This window comes from Gordonia westfalica, from assembly GCF_900105725.1.
Classification (GTDB): Bacteria; Actinomycetota; Actinomycetes; order Mycobacteriales; family Mycobacteriaceae; genus Gordonia; species Gordonia westfalica.
This window is the reverse complement of record NZ_FNLM01000034.1, coordinates 2,686,511-2,710,208: the sequence shown is the minus strand read 5'-3', so window position 1 is coordinate 2,710,208 and position 23,698 is coordinate 2,686,511. Positions and strand designations below refer to the sequence as shown.

Here is a 23,698-nt window from a genome sequence, read left to right as displayed (position 1 = left end):
GGAGGACGGGACACTTGTGGTGCTGCCTTAGGTCTGGGTACCTGTGCGCGAGATACCGGGTGGACTCGACGAGAACGGCAGGTATTCGGACTCGGGTTCGTCCGGACCCGACGCCTTCCCGGGTTGCCCCAGTGGCCTGTGTGTCGGGTCCGTCCCCCATACCGCTGCGCGCCAGTCCTGGATTCGCACCAGGTTCCCTGGCACCCGCGTGTGCAGGTGCGACCGCTCTCTGGACGTGAGGCTAGCAACACTCTCGTGGAGATCCCACCGCCGCCCGGGTCCGCCGAACCGGGCGCGCGACGTCGGGAGGTCTTACCCTGGGTGCCGACAGTGCTGAGCAACAGTCGCGAATCGAACCGAGGCGGACGGTGATCCGATGGACGGACGACCCACGAAACTTGCCATCATCGGCGCGGGCGCGGTGGGCACCGCGATCGCCTACTCGGCGCTGATCCGGGGAGTGGCGCGGACCGTCGCCCTCCTGGACATCAAGGCGCCGAAGGTCACCGCCGAAGTTCTCGACCTCTCGCACGGGCTGGAGTTCGTTCCCCGTGCCGACATCATCGGGTCCGACGACGTGTCGGTGTGCGCCGACGCCGACGTCGTCGTGTTCACCGCCGGCGCCAAACAGAAGCCGGGACAGTCGCGTCTCGAATTGGCCGAGGCGACAATCGGTTTGACACGGTCGATTCTGCCCGGTGTGCTCGAGGTCGCGCCGAATGCGATCTATCTCATGGTGACCAACCCGGTCGACGTCGTCACCTACGCCGCGCAGCGGATCACCGGTCTGCCGTCGAATCAGCTGTTCGGTTCCGGAACCGTTCTCGACTCGTCGCGCCTACGGTTCCTCATCGCGCAGCACTGCGGGGTGGCGGTCCAGAGCGTGCACTCCTACGTCGTCGGCGAACACGGCGACAGCGAGATCGCACTGTGGTCGTCGGCCACGATCGGCGGGGTGCCGCTGACGTCGTGGAAGCCGCTGCCCGGCCGTCCGGAGATGGATGCCGTTGCGCGTGAACGTATCCGGAACGAGGTCGTGCATGCTGCCTACGCGATCATCGAGGGCAAGGGTGCCACCAACTACGCCATCGGCCTCGCTGCCACACGGATCGTCGAAGCCGTCCTGAACGACGAGCATCGTGTCCTGCCGGTCTCCACCGCGGCGAACGGCTTTCCCGGACTCGAGGACGTGTGCCTCTCGCTGCCGACCGTCGTCGACCGCGGCGGTGCGCAGACCCGGCTCGAGGTCCCGCTGTCGGCCGACGAGGAGGCGGGTCTGCTGTCATCCGCGGAAACGCTGCGGGGGATGCAGGCGCGATTCGGGTTGTAGCCGCCCGACCTTCCCTACCCATTTCCACGATCGCCACTCCCGGCAGGATTCGCTGTTTCCAGCCAGCACATCTCTGGCGGAGGTGGCGATTCTTCGTGGGCCACTGTCCACCGGGTGGACCAATCCGCGCGCACAAGGCCGGTTCCGCGTCCCGGCCCGGGTAGCTTTACCTCGTCACATAGGTGTGAGAGAGGTTCGACGATGAGTGGTTCGCGGAAGATGGTTCTCGGGTTCGTCGCTGCGGCGTCGATGGTGGTCGCACCGCTGCTGGTGGCGGCACCCGCGTCGGCCGCGACCGACTACGCCAACTGCACGGAGCTGCGCGCGGACTACCCGCACGGCGTCGGCGAACCCGGTGCCGTCGACTCGACGTCCAGCACGCCGGTCACGAACTTCACCGTCGACCAGGCTCTCTACGACGCGAACTCCGAGAGTGATCGCGACGGCGACGGCATCGCCTGCGAGAAGCACTGACGCTCGCACCTGCTCTTCTGAGCCCTCCGGCGACCCGATGGAACCGATCTGGCGCGCCGATAGTCTGAACTACATGCGCGACGACAAGCTGCTCACCCGGATCTCCGCCCTCCTGCGACAGGCGGAGAACACCGACAACGAGCATGAGGCCGAGACGTTCATGCAGGCCGCACAGCGGCTGGCCACGGCGTCGTCGATCGATCTCGCGGTGGCCCGCGCCCACGATCCGGCCGCCCGCAAGAAGGTCACCCCGATCTCGCGGCAGATCAAGATCGGCGAATCGGGCAAGCGCGGCCTGCGCACCTACGTGCAGCTGTTCGTGGCCATCACCATGGCCAACGACGTGACCGTGGACGTCGCGAGCAACTCGACCTTCGTCCTCGCCTATGGCTACGAAGCCGACATCGACGCCTGTGAGGCGCTCTACACGTCGCTGATCATCCAGATGGTCGCGGCCAGCGACGCCTACCTGCGGTCGGGTGCGTACAAGGGCGAGACTTTCGCGCGCGTCGTCACCAAGGGCAGCGGCTGGCGGGCCCGGCGGGTGATCGAGGAGAAACCGCTGTCGCCGATCACCGCGCGCCTCAACTTCCAGTCGGCGTTCGCCGAACGGATCGGCAAGCGCCTCGCCGAGGCCCGCGACGCCGCCCGCGAGGAAGCCCTCGCCGCCGAGCGGAAGTCCGGTGAGCCCGAACGCTCGACGGCGCTGGCGTTGCGCAACAAGGAACTCGAGGTCACCGACTTCTACAAGTCCGAGTCCAGTGCCCGGGGCACGTGGCGACCGTCGAGTGCGTCGGCCGGCTATTCCGAGGCCGCACGGAAAGCGGGGGACCGGGCGGGGCGTCGGGCCAAGATCGGCGCCGACCGCGAATTCGGCGGTGCCCGAGGAGCTCTCGAAGCCTGAGCGCTGTCAGTCGCGCCGGTCGTACCAGGCGGCCGACGGGGTCGGCGTGAACGGTGTCGGGGTCCCGGCCCATCGCCGGACCCAGGTGCCGACCCGTCCGGCGTCGGTCGCCACACAGTGGACGACGATGGCGGTCACCACCAGGATCGCGGCGAAGACGAACAGCCAGCTGATCGCGACGAACACGATGCCGAGCGTGCCGAAGTAGCGGATGGTGCTCGACGCCAGCGCGGGCAGCGCGATCCGGCTCCCGACCAGCAGAACCGTGATCAGCAGACCCGTGCCCACGCCGTTGAGCACGAGGAGTCGCAGCGGGACCTGCGCGGATACCAGCAGTCGCGGGATCGCGGTGAAGACGGCCGACCAGATCACCACCGTCACGAGAAAGATCAGCACGATGCCGAGGAGGCCGCTACCGCCGAGGTGGATCCCGAAGAGCGACTCGGCCTGCAGTCCGGTCGACAACCCTTGAGCGGTGACCGCGGCCGGGATGAGGAACAACACGACAACCCATCGCCAGAACGCGCGCCACGGCAGTTTGGTGACACCCCAGATCGAGACATACATTCGGCCGAGTGCACGTGACAGGGAGGTGGCGCCGGCGATGGTCATGAGTGCGCCGATGACCCCGAACGTGGCGAAGGACTGCGGGTCGTCGACCGAGGTGTGGTCCAGTCGGCTCACGGGGATGCCGAGTCCGGTGAGCGCATCGTCGACGACGTCGGTCCCCGGCAGTGTGAGCAGCAGGATGACGATGGGCAGGATCGAGGTGAAGGCCTGCGCGGCGAGGGTCATCGCACGGTCGGTGACATCGCCGCGCGCGATGTCGGTGAGGATGCGCAGGCTGAGGGTCGCGCCCGGCAGTCGCAGCACACGTCCGGCGAACGTGTGCAGGTCGGGACGGCGCATGAAGTCTCCCATCGGGTACAACGGACCCTCATCATCATTGGTGATGCCGTGAGTCCGCGTGACACCGGGCGGGCCCGGTACTACGACGCCGAACATCTCGTCCACCGGCTCTTCGACACCGCGTCGTCGTCGCGGACGGTGCAGATCGCCGGCACCGAACTCACGCTGCCGGCCGAAGCCCGGTTCGCCTCCGTCGACGCGGTGCGCGACTACGTGCGGCGCGTACTGGAGCTGCCGGGCGTGCGGGAGCGGTTCCCGCGTGCCGCCGAGCCGGTGTCGGTGCGTGAGCGGCGCGGTCAGAGGTCGGCGCACTACGCCCGGGCGACGACGGCGTCCGGCGACGAGTTCGTACGCGCCGAGATCGCGATCCCGTCGTCGGAGTCGCGATGGGCGTTGCGCGAGCTGGTGGTCCTGCACGAACTGGCACACCATCTCGACGATTCCGAGGGACCCGGCCACGGACGTGGCTTCGTGCTGACCCTCATCGAACTCGTCGGCCTGGTGCTCGGTCCCGAGGCGGCGTTCGTCTTCCGCGTGGTGCTCGCCGATTCGGGGATCAGCTGACCCGGTTCAGTGGCCGGTGATGCCCTTCGCCGAATGGCCGATGGTGGCCTCACCGCGGGTCATGATCCGCATGAACTCGAGTTGTTCGGCCATGCCGCGGACGGCTGCCCGCTCACGTCCGCCCGGGCGCTGGGCGGCGATGGAGCGAACCACGTTGACCGGGAATCGGATCGCGGGATACCAGGGCGGGACGAAGGGCAGTCCGAGCGTCCGCATCGCGGCCGGACCGAGCAGCGCGCTGGTGATCGAGAGATGTTGCGCGCGTGCGATCTTGCGGCGTAATCCGGGGAATCTCGAGTAGTTCCACTGCAGCGGGTCGTCGGCCATCGGAACCGAGAGGTGTCTGGTCGTCTCGTCGGGTGTGGAGAGGGCATACGAGGTGTGGTAGAGCACGCGCAGCGCGTCCCGAAAACTGTTGGGCAGGAAGTCTTCCTGGACGCCGAGTAGCCAACCGGTGTATCGGGTCAGGTGTGCGACGGCGTCATACTCGCCGGGGCGGTTGACAAGTCCCATCGTGACGACGCCGAGGCTCGGCGAGACAAGCGCTCCGACGAGCGTCGCGGCCATGTCGGTCTGGTTGATGGGCAGTCCCCAGGCGTCGGAATCCCAGTCGGGGAGTGCGGCGACGTGGCGTCGGACCATCGCATGGATCAGCCGGACGCGCAGCGTCGACTGGTAGCCGACGCCCTGCGGCAGCAAGCCGTTTTCGGTGATGACATCGGTCGCCCACCGGGTGGTCTCGGCGAACCTCGCATTGGAGCCCTTCTCGAGGGCGCCGGTGCGCAGCAGGGTCTGGTTGAAGCCGGCGAACTGGTAGCCGCCGAGAAGTGCGACATCGCGCGCGATGTACAGGCCGTCGGCCCCGCCGCTGCGCATGACCCGGGCGCCCTGCTCGATCAGGTCCCGGTCCACCCACTCCGGGACGGTCTCCACCTCGCTGAAGAACTCACGAAGCGGGGCCGGGGCGTCGTCGACCGATGCGATCCCGTCGACCAGTGCCCGCTCGAAGAGCGGACGCGCCTGAGCCATGCCGGCCGTGTGCATCCACTCGACCAGGCGGTCCGCCGGCTCGTCGCCGACCGTCAGCAGCTCACCGAGGCGGCGGAAGAGTTCGCGGTCGGGTTTGCGCAGGCCCAGCAGGAGGCCGACGGCCCGCAGTCCCGCCGGGATCTTGCACGGACCCGAGGGGTGGCGCGAGGGGATTCCCGGCGCGACGGGGATCTGTGCGGATGGGCTCGGGGGCGCCGTCCGCGGCATTGCGGACGCGGTCGGTGAGATGGTCATCGACGGCCCTCCTGATCGCTGGGTTTGGACACATGTGTTACCAGAAAACGCTAGGCCGCCGAGCCTGCGCTGTCAATGAGACGAATGTAGGCCATCGTCCAAAGTCGCTGCTCACCGGCACCACGATCGGGAGGTCGCTCCACGACGAAGCCGTCCCGGGCGGCGGTCTACCCGGAACGGCTCGTCGAGGGAGAAACGTCAGCTCACACGATGTGCGGCGGCCTCGCGGTCTGCCGCGCGCTGGAACTCGAGGTCGTCGGACGCGCACGCCAGGCAGATCGGAGCGTGGTCGGCCGACGGGTCACGATCCATTTCGTAGGCGATGTAGCTGTCCTCGCATCGGTGGCAGCGAATCCTGGCCTCCCACATGTCGTCGACCTCGGTGCGCGGATCGTGGGGCCGCTCCATGGTGAACCAGCCGTCGCGACGGAAGGCGAGAGCGACCGCGTAGATCGCGCCGGCCACGAGGAAGGCGACCGGCGGCGCCCACAGGGCACCCGTGCCGCCACCGAAGAGGACGAGTGCGATGCCGATGGCCGACGACGTGGCCCATGCGCCGACACCCGCCGGGTTCACCGCCGGGACACGTCCCGGCCGGAACTCGAGCGAATCGGCAGGCATCTTGCGCAGCCGCATCCAGCCGATGTGTGTCAGTGCGATGGCGACCCATCCGACGATGAGCACACCCTGGTACTGCAGCGACGTGGTGATCCAGGACAGCACGTTGGTGAGCATCATCAGGTACACGATCACGGCGACCACACCCACCCAGAAGGTGCGGGGCATCGAGAACTTCACGGTGCGTGCGAAGAAGTTCTGGAAGTTGGTCGAGGCCAGGTAGAAGTTGCCGCTGTTCACACGTGTCTGGCTCACCACGACCCAGAGCAGCCCCCAGATCCCCATCATCCCGACCACGCCGAGGATGGCCGATTCTTCCGAGAGCGGGCCGGCGATCGTGATGGTCTGCGCCAGGAACATGCCGACCGCCGCGTTGATCAGCAACGTGACGACATAGAACGGCGTCCCGAAGGACACGCGGGCGTTGAAGGTGGCGTCCTGGGGACGTCCGAAACGTGCGTAGTCCCAGGCCATCATCGTGACGACCCAGACGCCCATGTAGATGACGAACGAGAACCACCAGCCGGGCACTCCGAGATCGGCCGCGGCCTCCGGTTCGTAGGTCAGCCAGTCATTGCTGTAGCCGTACTCTGCGATCGCCCACACGACCGAACCGACGAGTCCGAGGACGTACAGGGGCAGCAGCACCCCGTTGAGTCGGTCGAGCCACGTCGCGACGCCACGCCATGCCAGCGGGGCCTGGTATGCGACGACGACAAACGCCCAGAACGCCATCGGGAGGCCGCCGAAGTACGCGTGCAGTGCCGACGCGACGATCGCGCCCTCGGCCACCACGTAGTAGGCGATCGTGATACCGAAAAGGGCTGCGGCGAATGCCGACCCGGCGCGCCCGAAGACGACCCGCGAGAACAGTGAGACGCTCGTACCGGTCTGATTCGCGAACTTGGCCGCAACGGAGTTGATCGCGCCGTACGCGAGCACCGAGAGTCCGATGCCGATCAGGGCATCGGCCGCGCCGACCGACAGTGAAACCGTCGCGCCCACGACGACGAAGAACATGGCGCTCATCAGTCCGAACCAGGCCATCGACACCGACGATCGCGATGTCCGCCACGACGGCGGCACGATGTGCATCGAATAGTCCTCGGCGGCCGCTCGTGCGAGCACCTGGGGGTCGTCGGTGTAGGTCACCTCGAGAGCGGGCACACCGCCCGGCGTCGAGGAGGAGATCTCCAGAGTCATCTTGTCTTCCTTGGTCAAGGGGTACGGGGACGAACAGAACAGCGGCGGGTGAGTGGCCTCGTTGCCACCACCCGCCGCTGGGTGTTGTTTTCTCAGACAGGGTTTGGTGCGGTGTTGCGGTGTGGCCGGACCTAGACGGTGGCCGGCTCCGAGACGGTCAGGGTGCCCGGCACGAATTCGATGGTCGGATCATCGGTCCAGTGGACGACGGTGCGCCGCTGCAACATCTTCCGGAACTGCGCAGTGGTGTTCTCGAGTACTTCGCCGCTACCCCAGTCGAGGATCACGCCGAACTGACGAACGCAGTCCATCTCGTTGATCAGGCCGGAGAGGTACTCCTCGGACACTGTCTCGGGATCCCGCTCGATCCACGCGTGACGGTTCGTGCGGATGAACTCACGCGCGGCAAGCGTCGCCTCGAGATCTATCTCGTAGAGGAAGATCTCGGGATCGATCGCCTTGATGACGACGCCGTAGTCCTTCTCGGCTCGCGCGATGGTGACGTAGCCGTCGATCACGTCTTCGAGCACCGCGTCGACGTCACGCTGCAGCGGATCGCCGAGGCCACCCCCGCCGGCCGAGGGCCGGGTGAACTTGTCGCCCGACTTGATCGGCTCCGCGGCGAAGATCGAACCCAGGTAGCGCTCGTTCTCGGTGCCCTTGTTGAGCCAGACGCCATGCGGGATCGACGGGAGGCCGCCCCAGAGTCCCCAGGTCACCGATCGTTCCCGGTCGCAGCAGTAGGACATGACGGTGTTGTCACTCGCCCAGAGCTTTCCGCCCTTCTCCGCGCCGAGACCGCCTCGGAACTTACCCGGGCCACCTGAGTCCGGGACGAGGTCGTGGCATGACGTCAACACCGGGGCAAGACGTTCCTGGCCCTCGAAAGGCTGTGTGCCGTACTGGACTCCGAAGACTGCGGCGGATGCGTTGTAACCGTCGGCGCCGTTGCGGGCGCCCCAGCCACCCATCATCCAGTCGTACCACATGAAGTTCGGGTTGCCCTCGCCTCGCTGATCGCGGCCACCCACCAGGAGGTACTCGAGGTTGAACGTGCACGCCATCGCGCGGTCGGGCTGGATGTCCGACCAGATCTCGAAGACCGAACTCATGATCTTCTCGAACGGTCCCGAACAGAAACCGGCGCACGGTGACGGCCAGTCGGCGTTGACCACCGAGCCGAGCGGTCCGAGGTCGGCCGTCACCACCCGGTAGAAGCCGGAGTTGAGCGGGATGTCGGGGAACTGCATCTTGGTTCCGGCCACGATGCCGGCGAAGGAGCCGCCGAATCCGGCGTTGAGCATCGACGAGATCGAGGCGTGGGACTCGCTCAGGTCGTAGTGGACGGTGTCCCCGGAGATCGTCATACGCGTCTTGATCGGGATGAGCCCCTCGCCGCGTGCCGGATCCTGATCGATGTAATCCTCTGTGTACCAGACACCGTCGGGAAGGGCGGCGATCTTGGCTCGCGTCAGATCCTCGACGTAGTCCTGGACCTCGGCCATCGCGGTCTTGATGGTCTCGACGCCGTATTTGTCACACAGCCGCTGGATCTCGCGCTCGGCGACGCGGGTCGCCTCGGCCTGGGCCTGCATGTCGCCGATGATGTCGCGCGGGTTGCGGGTGTTCTTCGCGATCAGGTACGCGACGTCTTCGAGGAACTCGTCTTTGCTCCACAGGCGGGTCGGAGGAATTCGCAGACCCTCACCCATGTGGTCGAGCGCCTTGACGTTGAACGAGCCGGGGGTCGCGCCGCCCACATCCGCCCAGTGGCCGTTGGCCTGTGCGTAGCCGAGCAGCTCGCCGTCGTAGTAGATGGGGCGGATGATCCGGGTGTCGTTGAAGTGGCTGCCGCCCTCGTAGACGTCGTTGATGACGAAGACGTCGCCGGGATGGATGTCCCCTTCGAACTGCCGGATGACGGCCTTGGCCGTGTAGTGGAGCGTGCCGACATGCGCGGCGATGTCGCCGGTGCCCTGCATGACGGTGTTGCCCTCCGTGTCGCACAGAGCGGAGGAGAAGTCGCGCGAGTAGATGACGAACGAGTAGCAGGTGCGGAGGATCTGTTCGGCCATCTGGTCGACGGTGTTGATGAAGGCGTTCTTCAGCACCTCGAAGGTGACCGGGTCCAGAGTTGTTGCCATGTCTGGTTTTTCCTTGTCTGTCAGATGTGGTTGATCACGCGGTCGTGGTGAGGAGGAGGTTGCCCCACTCGTCGACCCGGGCAGAGGTCTTCGGCGGGACCACGGTGGTGGAATCGAGCTGGTCGACGATGCAGGGGCCGGCCAGCACCGCTCCGGGCGGCAGGGTCGCACGGTCGTACACGGGGGTGGCGAGTCGCGCGACCTCGTCGGGGAACAGCACCTGCCGCACTTCCAGCGGCTCGGGGTCGAAGGTCGCGGGATCGATCAGCTCGGCGGGGGTGACGTCCATCCGAGGCGTGAGGCCGATGGCGCGCAACGAGATCCGGTAGATCTCGACGCCGGTGTCCTCGGCCGCGAAATTGTGCTCCTTGAGGTGGGTCGCGTGGAAGGTCGCGACGACCTCGTCGAGGCTCGTCAGCGGCATGGACACGGGCACCGCGATTGCTCGCCACTGACCCTCGTACCGCATGTCGAGGTAGTACTCGAAGAGCATGTCCTCGGGGTCGACGTGTTCGGCGGCCAGGCGTGCCCGACCCTCTTCCTGCAGCTCGGCGAAAGTGGCTGTCAGATGGTCGAGATCAGCGCCGGCGGCGTCGGCGAGATACATCCGGGTGATGTCGTGCTGGATGTCGACGAGCATGCAGCCCATGGCGGAGGTGACGCCCGGGTGGGGCGGGATGATGACCGTCGGGATCCCCAGGTCCTTGGCGAGGTATGCGGCATGCAGGGGACCGGCGCCGCCGAATCCGACCAGCGCGAAGTCGCGGGGATCGTGTCCCTTGCGAATGGAGATCAGGCGGATCGCGTCGGCCATGTTGGCGTTGGCGACCTTGATGATCGACTGGGCGGCGGTGTCGACGTCCAAGCCGAGCGGTTCGGCGACCTTTTCCAGTGCATGTCGGGCCTGCGCCTCGTCCAGCTCCTTGACTCCGCCGGCCAGCTTCTTCCCGACGGTGCCGAGAATCAGGTTCGCGTCGGTGTTGGTCGCGAGCTCACCGTTGCCGCCGTAGCAGGCCGGGCCCGGGTCGGAGCCCGCGGACTGCGGACCGTTGCGCAGTGAACCGGCGTCGTCGAGCCACGCGATCGAACCGCCGCCGGCGCCGATTGTGAGCACCTCGATGCTGGGGAAGCAGATGGGATGGCCGAAGGCCACGCTCCACATGTTGGTGGTGGCCAGCACCCCGTTGTCGGTCAGCGACACATCGGTTGACGTGCCACCCATGTCGAAGCCGATCGAGTTCTCGAAACCACAGGTACGGGCGATGTGCCTGCTCGCGATCGCCCCGGCCGCGATACCGGAGGCGGCCAGACGCGCGCCGTACTTCTCGGCCATCGCCGGGGTCATGACGCCACCACCCGAATGGAGCAGCAGGACGTCGTTCTCGTAGCCGGCCTCCGCCAGTCGCCCTTCGAGGGTCCGCGCGTAGGGGCCGATGATCGGGACGAGGGCCGCGTTCGCGACCGTCGTGGAGAATCGTTCGTACTCGAAGATCTCGGGCAGGACGTCACTAGACGTGGTGATCGACACCCCGGGAAGCTCCTCGGCGAGGATCTCCGCCATGCGGTTCTCGTGGGCCGGGTTGGTGAACGAGTTCACGAAACACACAGCGACGGTTTCGATCTCGCGACGCCGCAGGATGCGGGCCACGTCACGGGCGCCTTCCTCATCGAGCGGTTCGAGAACCGTGCCGTCGTAACCGATCCTCTCCTTGACGGTCAGCCGATGACGCCGCGACACCACCGGCGGTGCGACCTCCTCGTACGGATCCCAGGATTCGCGATCGCCGCGCCGGATCTCGATGACGTCGCGGAATCCTTCAGTCGTGACCAGTGCGACCTTCGGGAACCTGCGGGTGATGAGTGCGTTCGTGGCGATTGTCGTTCCGTGCGAGAAGAACTCGACGTCCTCCCAGCTCACCCCGGCCTGCTCCATGCCCGCAAGAACGCCTTCGATCGGGTTGTTCTGCGTCGGGTACTTGGCGGTGACGATCGTTCCGTCCGATTGCTGGATGAAGACGTCGGTGAACGTGCCACCGATGTCGACGGCAGTCCGTACCTTGTCGGTGCGGCTGATGGCTTCGGTCATGAGAGATTCCTCGTGCGTCGGCGGTATGGGGACGCCTACAAAGAAACTCGTGACCGGCTCGCCGGACAATTGGCTCATCAGCCAGGTCAGACGGTGTGCGCACTGGACGATCGCACGCGTGATCCGATTCCGACTGCGCGTCACCTGCGGAAACCCTCGGCGGATGGCGGTAACGCACTTGTGTCCGACATCGGCCGGAAACGTTCTGTCACACAAAGGAAACGTGGACATCGTTTGTGCTCGGGTGGTGAGAACCGCTGCGAGCGCGGATAATCGAGGGGCACGAACGACAAGCGAAGGAGGCCCGATGGCGACGGTTGGTGACGTCGCCGATCGTCTCGGGCTGCTGACGCTGACGCCTGGTCCGGCAGGGCGGACGCGACGGCTTCGGGTTTCACGGGTCATCCAGGTCGGCGGTGTGCCGTTGACAGCAGTCACCTCCTCTGACGTCGTCTGCGTCGGCGGGGCGGGATGGAAGGCGGTGGGCGAACCGGAATCGTTCGCAGCCGCCATCCGCGAACGCGGTGTCCCGGCGATCGTCGTGGACACCGACGACGATCGCCTGTCAGCGGAGTTCGTGTCGTCCTGTGTTCAGCACGGAGTCCCGATCTACATGCTCCCGCGCGAGCGTACGTTCGCCGACCTGCTCGGTTGTTTCGCGCCGCAGACATCGGCGGCCGGAGGTGGTGACAGCGACGCGGGGCAGGTGTCGGCGATCATCGACGTGCTCGCGGACTTCCACCGCAAGTCCGGAATCACCGGTGCGGTCGTGCTGCGGGGCGCTTTCATCGCGGCGTCGCCGTCCTCGGTCGATCTCGACCTGGTCTCGAAGACGCTCGCCCTGGCACCCGTTCCCATGCACGCGATCCCGGGAACCGCGGCCGCGTTGCATGTCGCACTTCCCAGTTCGGGTGCCGCGCTGACTCTCTCGAATTCCCAGCGGAGGCCGCTCGAGCCGACTCGAGTCCGAAAACTCGCCAACGACACCGACCGGGCCGTACAGCTCCTGGCGGCGCAACGGACGATGCGCAGACCGCTCGAGGACGCGCTGGTGCGCGAGTTGATCGACGCTCGAATCCCCGCCGCGGCCATGGACCCGTGGGTCGAGTCGTTCGGGTATGTGGCCGGCGACCGAGTGCGTGCGGTCGCGGTGACCGTCGGCCCTCGCAGTGACGCGACGCCGACGGACGTTGTCGAGGCGCTCCACGATCTCGGAGTGTGCAGTGGAATGGCGACGGTGGCCGCGGCGCGTGAGTCCGTGGTCTTCGCCTTGATCAAGACGGGGACGGAGAAGGAGCCGAACCCGCTGGCCCGCAGTGACTTCGAGGCGCAGCTGGTTACGTTCGAGCGAATGTTCCTGGCCCGCCACGCAGGTCTCACGATGGGTGGGAGCTCATACGTCATCCGCAGCAGCGATGACCTCATGAGGGGACTGATCAACGCCCGCCAGATGGCCGAGAGGCAGTCTCGTGCCCAGGAACCGGGAGGATCGGCGATCACGCTGGCGGTGCCGCTCGCAGCGACCCTGCTGGCAGGGGATCCAGAGCGTGCCCACGCCCTGCACGAATCGGTGCTCGGTCCGGTGCTCGCCTACGACCAGGGTAAGGACGCCAGCTACCTGTCGACCCTGACGACGTTCTTCGCACTGGACTGCCACTCGGGTGCGACCGCGAACGAACTCGGAATCCACATCAACACGCTCCGGTACCGGCTGTCACGTATCGAGAAGCTCACCGGTCGAAGCCTCGCGTCGACGGCGGATCGAACCGACTACTACCTGGCGCTATGCGTCGGCGAGGCGATCGGGGACCGGCGGTAGTGCATTGCCCGACCACCAGGGATCGGGCAGTCGGGCGGTGAATTCGTTGATGACCTCGTAGCGCCCGCCTTTGGCACGTCCGACATACGACGGGTGTGCGCTGTAGTGGTTCGCACGGAAGTAGAAGGGCGATCCTTCCGGGTTGGAGTCGAATCGAACTCCGATGAGGGCGCGTGCGAGATCGTCGACGTCCAGGGACCGCGACTGTTCGGCGGCCAGGGCGAGCGCGTGGACGGCGTTGAAGGCCCCGACCTGGGCCGAGTGGCTCCAGCGCTGACCGCGGGCTTCGAGGAGCTCACGACGATACGACGAGTTGACCGGGGACGCGAGGTCGGAGAAGTACGTCGCGACCATGTAGTGTCCGTCGCTCACCTCCGCCGGCATGTGGGCGAGGTCCAGTTCGGTGGTGACGGTCGCGGCGATCGGTGTGGATTCTGACGTGAAACCGGCAAGGTGGAACTGCGTGTAGAACGCCGTCGTCGAGTCCGCTCCGACCAGATTGCAGATCACCACCGAGGGCTGTTGCTCACGGATGTCGTCGACGATGGACTCGAACCTGGTCTCGCCGAGCGGCGTGTACCGGTCGCCGACGATGTCGATGCCGACCTGCCCCGACAGTCTCCGGATCGCCTCGGCGAGCACTCGGGGATAGATGTAATCCGACCCCACCACGTACACCCGGCGCCCCAGCGTCTCCGCGACCCACGTCAGGTAATCGGCGATGTACTGGTTGGGGGCCGCACCGCAGTAGAAGATGCGGGAATCGGTCTCCTCTCCCTCGAAATAGGTGGGATACATGAGCAGCGAAGCGTTTTCGTGGATGGCGGGAGTCAAGGCGAGCCGTGCCGCGGAGGTGTAGCCTCCTACGATCGCGTCCACGTGCTCGACGCGACACAGATGTTCGACTCCTCGGGCGGTCGACGACACCTCGGAGTGGTCGTCGAAGATCGCCACCTCGACATCGGATCCGAGAACGCCTCCACGCGCATTGATCTGAGCAACCGCCAGCATCGCACCGTCGAGGATCGACTGCTCCATCTCGGCCTGGGCGCCCGACAGCGAGAAGAGCATGCCGAGTTTCACGTCGGTTCCCGATCGGTGTGCATGGCTGTCACTATGCCAGCTACCGCGCTGCTCGGCTCGCGGGAGAAGGTGGGTCTCAGCGCAACCCGTCACCCGCGAGCAGGGTGAGATAGCTCGGGTGCTCGGGGTCGAGGACCAGGCGCTGCCTACGGCCGCGTGCCTTGATCAGGTCGGGCACGACGGTGAGGTACCGCGGCAGGCTCGCCGCATAGACGTCGACGCGCAGGCGGTGTCCGGGCTGCAGGACCGCGTCGGTGGGGACGAGGTCGACGTCGATGCGGACCGGCTCGTCCGCGGGTACCGGCAGCTTGCGCTTGCGGGACAGGTAGTGGTGCGCGGAGAGCAGACTGCCGTCGGTCGCATAGGTGGACTTGCTGCGGTCCAGCGCGCGATTCGACGCCGACAGTGCGCCATTGGTGAGCACGGTCGACGTGCCGTCGGGCGCGACGTCGTTCACGGTGACCGCCCAGATCGCCTCGTGTGCGGTGGTGGCGACATTGAGCCGCAGGTTCATCGCCCCGCTGACCGGCGTGGCCTCGAGAACCGGTGCGGTGGTGAACGACAGTGCGCCGCGCTCCTGGAAGCGCGCGTCCTTGGCATAGTCGGCGCCGAGGATCATCGTCGCCCCGGCGGTCACCTGGGTCATGTCGCGCGACCGCAGGCCGCGGGTGTCGGGTCGGATGTGCAGCGACGAGACATCCTGTGCAGGAGCCGAACCCAGCGTGCCGTCGTGCACCGCGTGGTCGGCCGTCGACGACGCGTCCGGCGTCAGGTAGAGCCGCGTCGGCGCGACGCCCGGGCGCGGGAAGTCCTGGCCGGCGGTCCACGCGCCGCCCTGCTGCAGCATGGTGACCGGACCGTAGAACTCGACCCCGTTGCGGTGTCCTTTGAGCCAACGGTCGAACCAGGCGCGTTCGAGGACGTCGAGCCGCGGCGGTGCGAACTTGCCGCCGTACCCCGAACCGACGTCGAGGTGATAGCCGTCGCCGACGATCATCTGCTTGCGCCCGGGTTCCATGTCCAGTCGCTCGTAGACGCCGGTTGCGCTGCGGCCGAACAGATCATGCCAGGCGCCGACAGTGAACGTGGGGGCCTCAATGCGGTCGACGACCGGATCGCGTTCGTCGAAGTACGGGTCGTCGAAGATGCGCGGGTCGCGTGCGGTGAGGAAACCCCAGAGCAACGACGGGATCTCGGTGGCGGGCGACTTCACCCGGTCGATGGCCCACTTCAGGGCGTGGCCGCTGGTGATGTCGCGAATGATGTTGGCGGGGTTCGGAACCCACTTGAGCACGTTCACCGCCGACAGCCAGACCGGGATGAACGCCGACGGCATGCCGCCGGTGATGTAGATGTCGCGCACGATGTCGTCGCAGCCCTCGACCGCGAAGACCGCCTTCAGCTGCGCGGGCCGCTTGTCCGCGGCCTGCAGCGAGTTGATCGCCGAGTACGACCAGCCGGCCAGGCCGACGGTCCCGTCGCACCACTCCTGCTCGCTGACCCAGTCGATGATCTCGACCGAGTCCTGCTGCTCGCGCGGACCCAGGATCTGCCACTTGCCGTGGCTCGCACCGGTACCGCGCACGTCGACGACCACCTGGACGTAACCGCTTCGCACGAGGTTGCGGTTGATGCCGAAGACGTCGAAGACTCCGCCGGACAGTGTCTGGGTGAGCGTCGTGAGGCCCTCGAGTGCGGTGCCGGTCGCGTCGATCGACGCCGACGCGGTGTGCAGTGCCTTGCCGAGCACCGGGGCGTGCAATGCCTGGTCGACGAAATCGATGGCGGCCCGGTTGTACGGGTTGATGTTGATGATCGCGGGGTAGGGGGTGAGGACCGTCTGCCCGAACCGGTTGGCCGGGCGGATCACGGTGGCCCGCAGGACGACACCGTCGGTCATGGTGATGGAGACGTCGCGGTCGATGACGACGCGCGGGTACAACTGCTTGCCGTCGACCTGTTCACGCCAGCGGATACCGTCCGCGCCGCCGGTGGGGTCGCCGAGGGGGAGTGTGCCGAAATGGGGAGCTTCCGTGGGGCGTCGCGAGGGAACCGGCCGTGCGCGTCGTTCCGCGGGATCCAGCTGATACGTCATGGTGCATCACCCTGCCTGGGGTGAGGTGTCACACCGCGTGTGCTGCTGGTCGAGATGGTCGGGTGGACACCGACACCCCTTCGTGTCGGTCGTGGGGCGCCGGGCCGGGTTCGCCGACTGCGGAATCCGGTGTGTTCCAGGTCACTCCACGCGTTCGCTGAAGAATAACTCAGACCGGATATCGGATGGCTAACCAGGTGGCGTCGGTTTGGCCATCGCAGGTCTAGGAGCGGTCACGTTCCGGTAGCGACAGGTCGATCGCGGCGGCGGCCTCCAGGACCATCCAGGCCGACAACTGCACCGACAGGTCGCGTTCGGGGACCTCCGACGGCATCACCGCACCCGCCACGAACTGGGCTTTCCTGCCCGACGCGGTGGGGACGACGGCCGGGCGGCGCCAGTCGCTGCCGAACACGACGCGCCCCCGGGTCTCGGTGCGATTCGTCCACGCGGCGTCGGCGCTCGTCGTGACCATCCGGGCTGCTCGGACGCGGAGTTCATCCGATCCGTCGACAGTCGGGAGATCGGTCGCGATGAGCGCGAGATAGCGCGCGAGCACCCCGTGGAACAGGCCGCCGTCACCGCCACCCCCGCCGTTGATCACCCCGTCGGTGCAGGAATGCTTCTCGACGGCGCTCAGGAGCCGGGCGAGACGTTCCAGATGGCGCGGCGAACCGGTCGCGCGGAAGGCCTCGAGCTCGGCGCCGAGAACGACGCCCTGGCAGTAGGTGTAGGTCCCGGTCTCGGCCTTCAGCGAACCGTCGGGCTGCTTTTTCAATCCGTCGATGACGAGGTGCGTCTTCGGGTCGATGAGGTTGGCGTCCATCCAGTCGCACATCGCGACGGCACGTTCGACGTGGCCGGTGCGGGCGAGGAGGATCGCGGCCGGACCGTTCGCGGGGGCGTTGAAGAACTGGTCGGCGGTGCGCCACGGGATGCCGCCGCCGTCCTCCGGGACCCAGGCGTCGAGCATCCGCTGCGCCAGGACCTGCAGACCTCGCGCGTGGTGGAGGTCGAGGTGGCGGTCGGCGCGTTCGATCGCCAGGCCCAGCCACGCCATGTCGTCGTAGTAGTTGTTGGTCCACCGCCCGAGGTTGCGGACCTTGATCCCGCGTAAGACCCGGTTGGCGTCGTCGGCGACATCGGGGTCGAAGGAGCGGTCGCCGTGGCCGGACCCTTCGGGGCGATGGATCGCGGCGTCGACGAGCAGGTCTACGAGGTGCGCATGCCACCAGTAATGCCAGGATCCGAGGTGTGCCTGGACGAATCCGATCGGCCAGGCGACGGCCGCCGTGCGCGTCGCAGGTAACCCGAAGGCACGCTGCAGGTGCCGCGCCGCGATGGCGTCCATGGCGGCCTGCGCGCGCTCGTTGGGGTCGTGCACGTCGGTCGATTTGGATTGTTCCCCCACGACCACGTAGCCTAGTCGTCGATGTGATGCACAACCGTGTGTCGTATCGGTTCAACCAGAGACCGTTGGTCGTCGGGAACTCCCGAACGAAGGCGCGACGAAGTCGCCGGCCCACGCAGGATGAACGAGGAATGCAGTCCCACACGTCAGTGTGAGCCTCCACGCCCCGTGCCTGTGTGCCGGGGCGTTTGTCATTTCGGCCCTCGATCGCCTCCGCGGCCCGTCGCTCAGTTGAACCCGACCAACTCAAGTGACGAGGAGAGGAGGCGAAGTATGGCCAAGTCCGAAAAGGTCGCCGCTGTGGCGGAGATCGCAGAGCAGTTCAAGGGCTCCACGGCTGCAGTGGTCACGGAATACCGTGGTCTGACTGTCACCCAGATCTCCCAGCTGCGACGTTCCCTCGGTGAGGGTGCAACCTACTCCGTCGCCAAGAACACCCTGGTGAAGCGTGCCGCAGCTGATGCGGGCGTGGAAGGGCTCGACGAGCTGTTCACCGGTCCGACCGCCATCGCCTTCATCGAAGGTGAGCCGGTTGTGGCCGCGAAGGCGATCAAGACTTTCGCCAAGGACAACAAGGCTCTGGTCATCAAGGGCGGGTACATGGACGGCCGCGCGCTGTCCGTTGCCGAGATCGAGCAGATCGCCGACCTTGAGACCCGTGAGGTCTTGCTGGCCAAGCTCGCCGGTGCCATGAAGGGCAACTTGGCTAAGGCAGCCGGTCTGTTCAACCAGCCGGCATCGCAGGTCGCGCGTCTCGCAGCGGCCCTGCAGGAGAAGAAGAACGAAGCCGGCGAATAACTCGCCGCACCAAGCCGATCCCCGAACCGTACGGGGATGCACACCAACCCCGTACGGGGACTTACAGGAAGGACGCCACCATGGCGAAGCTCACCGCTGACGAGCTCATCGATCAGTTCAAGGAACTGACCCTGCTGGAGCTCAGCGATTTCGTGAAGAAGTTCGAAGAGGTCTTCGAGGTCACCGCGGCCGCTCCGGTCGCCGTCGCCGCTGCCGGTGCCCCGGCTGCCGGTGGCGCTGAGGCTGCTGCCGAGCAGGACGAGTTCGACGTCGTGCTCGAGAGCGCCGGCGACAAGAAGATCCAGGTCATCAAGGTCGTCCGCGAGGTCGTCTCGGGCCTGGGCCTGAAGGAAGCCAAGGACCTCGTCGAGAGCGCTCCGAAGGCTCTGCTGGAGAAGGTCGACAAGGACGCCGCCGAGGCTGCCAAGGCCAAGCTCGAAGAGGCCGGCGCCAAGGTCTCCGTCAAGTAAGACTCTTCTTACGCGACTCACGAGCCCGGGACAGCGATGCTGTCCCGGGCTTGTTGCTGTTTGGGTGGACCCGGATTGATGTCGCGTGCGAACTCGATCCGGTCGTGCGCGTTCGGTCGAGGTCGTCTCGCCGGGGTGATGTCGCGTGCGACTTCAATCCGGATCGTCGGTGTGGGGCCGACGGGCCGCGGTGGGACGTCGATGAAACCGAACTCGACGCTCCTGCGTCCAAAGCTCGTGACCGAGTTTCCCGTCGAGCGATTCCCCACTGATAGACATGGCCTCATCCGTCGCGAGGCGACGCTGCGCGTGGGCATCGGCGACGACACCGTGGCCGGAGCTCTGAGGCGCGGCCGACTTCTTCGGCTCGCTCCGGGCGTCTGGGTGGCCGCGAGCCCGGATTTCGAGGGTCCTTGCGGTGCCGATCATCTATATCGTCACCGTTCCATCGCGGTGGCGACCTCTGCTCGTGACCGGGGCACTGCCACCTTGAGTCACGAGTCGGCGGCAGTGGTTCTCGGTCTGGAAACACTGCACCCGGACCGCGATCGAGTCCATCTCACCAAACCGTCACGAGGTGGCGGGTTCGTACGTGGCCACCGCCACGTCCACAACGGCCCCCTGACGCCGAACGAGATCGTGTCGGTCGGCGGGGTGGCGGTGACCCGCCTCGAGCGCACGGCCGTCGACGTGGCGATGGCGGGCAGCTTCGATCAGGCGCTTGTGGTGTTCGACCGGGCACTCGCCAAGGAGGCAGATGTCTCCGTGATGAAAGGTCTGCTCGACGACCGGTCCGGCTGGCCGAACGTGGGCACGGCACGGCGCGCTCTGACATTCGCGGACGCCAGATCTGAAAGCGTCGGAGAATCCTGGAGCCGCGCACAGATGATTGTGGCCGGGCTTCCGTCGCCCAGGCTCCAGCACACCTTCAAGATCCCGGGTGGCGAGGCGAGGACAGACTTCGACTGGGACGGACGCCTCATCGGAGAGTTCGACGGTCTGCAGAAGTACGGCCGGCTGTTGCGGCCGGGGGAGACTGCCGCAGCCGCGTTGATTCGCGAGAAGCAGCGAGAGGACGCACTTCGCGCGCAGGGAATCGTGGTGATCCGGTGGACCTGGGCCACCCTGGAACGCGGACAGTTGGTCGAGACCATTCGGCCGTGGCTCGTGACGGCCGGACTGCTCGCAGCCTGATCGACCGTACTCCTGAGGATGGTTCTGACCGACCGCTGGACACCGTTGATCCGGATTGAAGTCGCGTGCGACGCCGCTTCGGCCGCACGAGTTCGATCGATGTCGCATCGCCGAAACGGACACTTCCCGAGTGACCTGGGACTCTGCGTCCGGCATCACATCCGCCGCTGATGTCCGACTTCCCTCACTTCGTTCCATCGGCTAATGTCATCGACGCAGCGAGAGTTACCGGCTGGTAGCTTTCGCGGGCGCAAGCGCTGAGTGACTCCGGTCGCATGGTTGGTGGTCTCTGGTCGGTTACAGTGACCCCAACCACAAATGCCACCGGTGGGTGTGCGGTCACACCGTGGCCGCCTTAGGGGGCAGCGATCGTCTGGAGGAAGTTGTGGGTGTAGAGGTCAGTGTCGAGGGGCTCACCAAGTCGTTCGGTTCTCAGAACATTTGGCGTGATGTCACTCTGACCCTCCCGGAGGGGGAAGTCTCCGCGCTGCTCGGTCCGTCGGGTACCGGTAAGTCGGTGTTCCTGAAGACCTTGATCGGTCTGCTGCATCCCGAGCAGGGTTCGGTGATCATCGATGGCACCGACATCACGCAGTGTTCGGCCAAGGAGCTGTACGAGATCCGCAAGCTGTTCGGTGTGCTGTTTCAGGACGGCGCCCTGTTCGGCTCGATGAGCCTGTTCGACAACATCGCGTTCCCGCTTCGTGAGCACACGAAGAAGAAGGAGAACGAGGTCCGCGACATCGTGATGGAGAAGATCGACCTGGTCGGTCTGACCGGTGCCGAGGACAAGCTTCCCGGTGAGATCTCCGGCGGTATGCGCAAGCGTGCCGGGCTGGCGCGTGCGCTGGTGCTGGACCCGCAGATCATCCTGTGCGACGAGCCGGACTCGGGTCTGGATCCGGTGCGTACCGCTTACATCTCGCAGTTGTTGATCGACATCAACGCGCAGATCGACGCGACGATCCTGATCGTGACGCACAACATCAACATCGCGCGGACGATCCCGGACAACATCGGCATGTTGTTCCGCAAGGAGTTGGTGATGTTCGGTCCGCGTGAGCAGTTGCTCACCTCGGAGCAGCCGGTGGTCAAGCAGTTCCTCTCCGGTGACCGGTTCGGTCCGATCGGTATGTCGGAGGAGAAGGACGAGGCCGTCCAGAAGCAGGAAGAGGCCATGCAGGCCGCGGGTATCTCCGGTGGTGGTACCAAGGAGGACTTCACCGAGATCATCCCGCAGGTGCAGCCGAATCCCGGTATGCCCGAGCGCAAGGCGATCGCCCGTCACCGCGAGCGCGTCCACGCGATGCTGCCGGACCTCCCGGCGAATGCGCAGGAGGCGATCCGCCGCAGCCAGGAGCAGGAAGACCAGATCCGCGAGGAGAGTCGCGCCCACGCGGCGGACATGGCCGGAGGCCGGCACAACTCCGGTTCCGGTTCCGACGAGTGGACCAGCGCGCCCGCAGGCAACGTCGCGGTGGCCGACGCCAAGACCGACGTCATCGACTACGGCGGCAGCGATGCGCCGACCGAACAGTGGCAGACGCCCGGTGGCGGCGACGCACTGACCAAGCCCAGTCATCGTGCTGCTGACGGGAACGAAGGGCGGACCACCTAGGAATGACCAGTGCCACCACGCGTGGCGTCGACCGAATCGCGCAAGCCGGAACAGGCGCTCTAGCCCAGACCGGCAACATTGTTCAGCTCTTCGTCGATGTTGCACGCCAGACCTTTGTGCGCCCGTTCCAGTGGCGGGAGTTCATCCAGCAGGCGTGGTTCATCGCCAGTGTGACGATCCTGCCCACTGCTCTGATCGCGATCCCGTTCGGCGCGATCGTCTCGTTGCAGACGGGCTCGCTGATCAAACAGCTCGGCGCCGAGTCGTACACCGGTGCGGCCAGCGTGCTGGTGGTCATCCAGCAGGGATCACCGCTCGTGACCTCGCTCCTCATCGCGGGTGCGGCCGGGTCGGCGGTTGCCGCCGACCTCGGTTCGCGCACCATCCGCGAGGAGATCGACGCCATGGAGGTGCTGGGCATCAACCCCATTCAGCGCCTGGTGGTCCCACGCGTGCTGGCCATGGTCCTGGTCGCGATGCTGCTCAACGGCCTGGTCGCCGTGATCGGCATCGGTGGTGGTTACTTCTTCAACGTGGTGGTGCAGGGCGGCACCCCGGGCGCCTACCTGGCGTCGTTCGGTGCGCTCGCCCAGCTGCCCGACCTGTACGTGTCGACCCTGAAGGCAGCCATCTTCGGTGTGCTCGCCGGTGTCGTCGCCGCTTACAAGGGCCTCAACCCCAAGGGTGGCCCGAAGGGTGTGGGTGACGCCGTCAACCAGAGCGTCGTCATCACATTCCTGCTGCTGTTCCTCGCCAACCTGATCATCACGGCGGTCTACCTGCAGATCGTCCCACCGAAGGGGAGCTAGCGTGACCGAAGGTGGCGGCGGCGTGACGATCGCCAAGAGCAGGCCCGAGTACTACATGTACGAGGCCCGCAAACAGCTGGGCAAACCGCTCAAGGTGCTCGACGGTGCCGGTGAGCAGATGTCATTCTACGGCCGCACGCTCGCGTGGATGCCGAAGACGCTGGTGCACTACACCCGTGAGGTCCTGCGCCTGCTCGCCGAGGTCGCCTTCGGTTCGGGCGGACTCGCGGTCATCGGCGGAACCATCGGCGTGATGGTCCTGATGTCGGGCTTCACCGGCGTCGTCGTCGGCCTCCAGGGTTACGCCGCACTCGACCAGATCGGGTCCCAGGCGCTGACCGGCTTCCTGTCGGCCTACGTCAACACCCGTGAGGTCGCGCCCCTCGTCGCGGGCCTCGCCCTGTCCGCGACCGTCGGCTGTGGTTTCACCGCACAGCTCGGTGCCATGCGGATCTCGGAGGAGATCGACGCCCTCGAGACGATGGCCGTGCCGTCGATCCCGTTCCTGGTGTCGACCCGCGTGATCGCCGGCTTCATCGCCGTCATCCCGCTGTACGTCCTCGGCCTGCTCTCGGCGTACCTCGCGTCACGTGTGGTGACGACGGTCTTCAACGGGCAGTCGGGCGGTTCATACGACCACTACTTCAACCTGTTCCTGCCACCGGCCGACGTGCTCTGGTCGTTCGGCAAGGTGCTGGTCTTCGCCTTCGTGATCATCCTGGTGCACTGCTACTACGGCTACTACGCATCCGGTGGCCCCGCAGGTGTGGGCGTGGCCGTGGGTCACGCGGTCCGAGCGGCGTTGGTCCTCATCGCGATCCTCGACTTCTTCCTGGGACTCGCGATCTGGGGCACCACGACGACCGTGCGAGTGGGGGGTTAGCG

The 23,698-nt window shown here is 66.4% G+C and carries 19 protein-coding genes and 1 riboswitch; of the genes, 11 read left to right on the top strand and 8 right to left on the bottom strand.

The features are described from left to right. Positions 1–59: 59 nt before the first annotated feature. Positions 60–242, bottom strand: a riboswitch (cobalamin riboswitch). Between the two features lie 134 nt (positions 243–376). The 3 genes from BLU62_RS17710 (at position 377) to BLU62_RS17700 (ending at position 2,708) form a co-directional block, all read left to right on the top strand. Beyond that, positions 377–1,330, top strand: a complete 954-nt coding sequence (locus BLU62_RS17710; RefSeq protein ID WP_074851113.1) for an L-lactate dehydrogenase — start codon at positions 377–379, stop codon at positions 1,328–1,330. Positions 1,331–1,531: 201 nt separating this feature from the next. After that, the gene (locus BLU62_RS17705; protein ID WP_074851112.1) at positions 1,532–1,804 is read left to right on the top strand and encodes an excalibur calcium-binding domain-containing protein; all 273 of its coding nucleotides are present in this window, start codon (positions 1,532–1,534) and stop codon (positions 1,802–1,804) included. A 73-nt stretch (positions 1,805–1,877) separates the two neighbouring features. Further along, a complete protein-coding gene (locus BLU62_RS17700) occupies positions 1,878–2,708 on the top strand; it encodes a DUF2786 domain-containing protein (protein ID WP_074852984.1) in 831 nt (276 codons plus the stop codon). Between the two features lie 6 nt (positions 2,709–2,714). On the opposite strand, the gene BLU62_RS17695 is transcribed toward BLU62_RS17700, so the two are convergent. Further along, complete coding sequence (locus BLU62_RS17695; RefSeq protein ID WP_074851111.1) at positions 2,715–3,617, bottom strand: YihY/virulence factor BrkB family protein; 903 nt, start codon at positions 3,615–3,617, stop codon at positions 2,715–2,717. A 48-nt stretch (positions 3,618–3,665) separates the two neighbouring features. Here BLU62_RS17695 and BLU62_RS17690 point away from each other — a divergent pair, with 48 nt between their 5' ends. Further along, complete coding sequence (locus BLU62_RS17690; RefSeq protein WP_074852983.1) at positions 3,666–4,181, top strand: TIGR04338 family metallohydrolase; 516 nt, start codon at positions 3,666–3,668, stop codon at positions 4,179–4,181. 6 nt (positions 4,182–4,187) lie between these two features. Here the strand turns inward: BLU62_RS17690 and BLU62_RS17685 are convergent, their stop codons facing one another. The 4 genes from BLU62_RS17685 to BLU62_RS17670 all read right to left on the bottom strand — a co-directional run bounded on the left by BLU62_RS17685 (position 4,188) and on the right by BLU62_RS17670 (position 11,516). Further along, entirely contained in the window at positions 4,188–5,465 is a 1,278-nt protein-coding gene (locus tag BLU62_RS17685) for an oxygenase MpaB family protein (protein WP_084811821.1), read from the bottom strand. A 198-nt stretch (positions 5,466–5,663) separates the two neighbouring features. Next, positions 5,664–7,286, bottom strand: coding sequence for a purine-cytosine permease family protein (locus BLU62_RS17680; RefSeq protein WP_074852982.1), 1,623 nt, complete (start codon positions 7,284–7,286; stop codon positions 5,664–5,666). A gap of 131 nt (positions 7,287–7,417) precedes the next feature. After that, on the bottom strand, positions 7,418–9,430 hold the full coding sequence (locus BLU62_RS17675) for a hydantoinase B/oxoprolinase family protein (protein WP_074851107.1): 2,013 nt from the start codon (positions 9,428–9,430) through the stop codon (positions 7,418–7,420). A gap of 34 nt (positions 9,431–9,464) precedes the next feature. Continuing rightward, a complete protein-coding gene (locus BLU62_RS17670) occupies positions 9,465–11,516 on the bottom strand; it encodes a hydantoinase/oxoprolinase family protein (RefSeq protein ID WP_074851105.1) in 2,052 nt (683 codons plus the stop codon). 307 nt (positions 11,517–11,823) lie between these two features. Here BLU62_RS17670 and BLU62_RS17665 point away from each other — a divergent pair, with 307 nt between their 5' ends. Beyond that, positions 11,824–13,335, top strand: coding sequence for a helix-turn-helix domain-containing protein (locus BLU62_RS17665; protein WP_074851104.1), 1,512 nt, complete (start codon positions 11,824–11,826; stop codon positions 13,333–13,335). Here the strand turns inward: BLU62_RS17665 and BLU62_RS17660 are convergent. From BLU62_RS17660 to BLU62_RS17650, 3 genes are all read right to left on the bottom strand, one after another. Next, positions 13,300–14,406 carry a transporter substrate-binding protein gene (locus BLU62_RS17660; protein ID WP_074852981.1) on the bottom strand — a complete coding sequence of 369 codons (1,107 nt, stop codon included), beginning with the start codon at positions 14,404–14,406 and terminating at the stop codon, positions 13,300–13,302. The genes BLU62_RS17665 and BLU62_RS17660 overlap by 36 nt on opposite strands. 88 nt (positions 14,407–14,494) lie before the next feature. Continuing rightward, positions 14,495–16,513, bottom strand: a complete 2,019-nt coding sequence (locus BLU62_RS17655) for a CocE/NonD family hydrolase (protein ID WP_074851103.1) — start codon at positions 16,511–16,513, stop codon at positions 14,495–14,497. Positions 16,514–16,736: 223 nt separating this feature from the next. Then, positions 16,737–17,924: a glycoside hydrolase family 76 protein gene (locus BLU62_RS17650; RefSeq protein ID WP_074852980.1), complete on the bottom strand. Its 1,188-nt coding sequence runs from the start codon at positions 17,922–17,924 to the stop codon at positions 16,737–16,739. 273 nt (positions 17,925–18,197) lie between these two features. On the opposite strand from BLU62_RS17650, the gene rplJ reads away from it, so the two are divergent. The 6 genes from rplJ to BLU62_RS17620 all read left to right on the top strand — a co-directional run bounded on the left by rplJ (position 18,198) and on the right by BLU62_RS17620 (position 23,696). Next, on the top strand, positions 18,198–18,722 hold the full coding sequence (gene rplJ, locus BLU62_RS17645; protein ID WP_006865201.1) for a 50S ribosomal protein L10: 525 nt from the start codon (positions 18,198–18,200) through the stop codon (positions 18,720–18,722). Between the two features lie 80 nt (positions 18,723–18,802). Further along, positions 18,803–19,192: a 50S ribosomal protein L7/L12 gene (rplL, locus tag BLU62_RS17640; RefSeq protein ID WP_074851102.1), complete on the top strand. Its 390-nt coding sequence runs from the start codon at positions 18,803–18,805 to the stop codon at positions 19,190–19,192. 201 nt (positions 19,193–19,393) lie between these two features. After that, a complete protein-coding gene (locus BLU62_RS17635; protein ID WP_074852979.1) occupies positions 19,394–20,386 on the top strand; it encodes a hypothetical protein in 993 nt (330 codons plus the stop codon). Between the two features lie 385 nt (positions 20,387–20,771). Continuing rightward, positions 20,772–22,004 (top strand): ABC transporter ATP-binding protein, encoded by a 1,233-nt coding sequence (locus BLU62_RS17630; RefSeq protein WP_074851101.1) that lies wholly within the window; start codon positions 20,772–20,774, stop codon positions 22,002–22,004. 2 nt (positions 22,005–22,006) lie between these two features. Then, positions 22,007–22,813 (top strand): MlaE family ABC transporter permease, encoded by an 807-nt coding sequence (locus BLU62_RS17625; protein ID WP_074851100.1) that lies wholly within the window; start codon positions 22,007–22,009, stop codon positions 22,811–22,813. A gap of 1 nt (position 22,814) precedes the next feature. Then, entirely contained in the window at positions 22,815–23,696 is an 882-nt protein-coding gene (locus tag BLU62_RS17620; RefSeq protein WP_074851099.1) for an MlaE family ABC transporter permease, read from the top strand. The last annotated feature ends 2 nt before the right edge of the window (positions 23,697–23,698 follow it).

Excerpts from the sequence above, each read along its gene's own strand:
- BLU62_RS17670 (WP_074851105.1), bottom strand. The coding sequence starts at position 11,516 with ATGACCGAAGCCATCAGCCGCACCGACAAGGTACGGACTGCCGTCGAC.
- BLU62_RS17625 (WP_074851100.1), top strand. The coding sequence starts at position 22,007 with ATGACCAGTGCCACCACGCGTGGCGTCGACCGAATCGCGCAAGCCGGA.
- BLU62_RS17660 (WP_074852981.1), bottom strand. The coding sequence starts at position 14,406 with ATGCTCTTCTCGCTGTCGGGCGCCCAGGCCGAGATGGAGCAGTCGATC.
- BLU62_RS17685 (WP_084811821.1), bottom strand. The coding sequence starts at position 5,465 with ATGACCATCTCACCGACCGCGTCCGCAATGCCGCGGACGGCGCCCCCG.
- BLU62_RS17655 (WP_074851103.1), bottom strand. The coding sequence starts at position 16,513 with ATGACGTATCAGCTGGATCCCGCGGAACGACGCGCACGGCCGGTTCCC.
- BLU62_RS17665 (WP_074851104.1), top strand. The coding sequence starts at position 11,824 with ATGGCGACGGTTGGTGACGTCGCCGATCGTCTCGGGCTGCTGACGCTG.
- BLU62_RS17695 (WP_074851111.1), bottom strand. The coding sequence starts at position 3,617 with ATGCGCCGTCCCGACCTGCACACGTTCGCCGGACGTGTGCTGCGACTG.
- rplL (WP_074851102.1), top strand. The coding sequence starts at position 18,803 with ATGGCGAAGCTCACCGCTGACGAGCTCATCGATCAGTTCAAGGAACTG.
- rplJ (WP_006865201.1), top strand. The coding sequence starts at position 18,198 with ATGGCCAAGTCCGAAAAGGTCGCCGCTGTGGCGGAGATCGCAGAGCAG.
- BLU62_RS17710 (WP_074851113.1), top strand. The coding sequence starts at position 377 with ATGGACGGACGACCCACGAAACTTGCCATCATCGGCGCGGGCGCGGTG.
- BLU62_RS17705 (WP_074851112.1), top strand. The coding sequence starts at position 1,532 with ATGAGTGGTTCGCGGAAGATGGTTCTCGGGTTCGTCGCTGCGGCGTCG.
- BLU62_RS17700 (WP_074852984.1), top strand. The coding sequence starts at position 1,878 with ATGCGCGACGACAAGCTGCTCACCCGGATCTCCGCCCTCCTGCGACAG.
- BLU62_RS17680 (WP_074852982.1), bottom strand. The coding sequence starts at position 7,286 with ATGACTCTGGAGATCTCCTCCTCGACGCCGGGCGGTGTGCCCGCTCTC.
- BLU62_RS17635 (WP_074852979.1), top strand. The coding sequence starts at position 19,394 with ATGAAACCGAACTCGACGCTCCTGCGTCCAAAGCTCGTGACCGAGTTT.
- BLU62_RS17675 (WP_074851107.1), bottom strand. The coding sequence starts at position 9,430 with ATGGCAACAACTCTGGACCCGGTCACCTTCGAGGTGCTGAAGAACGCC.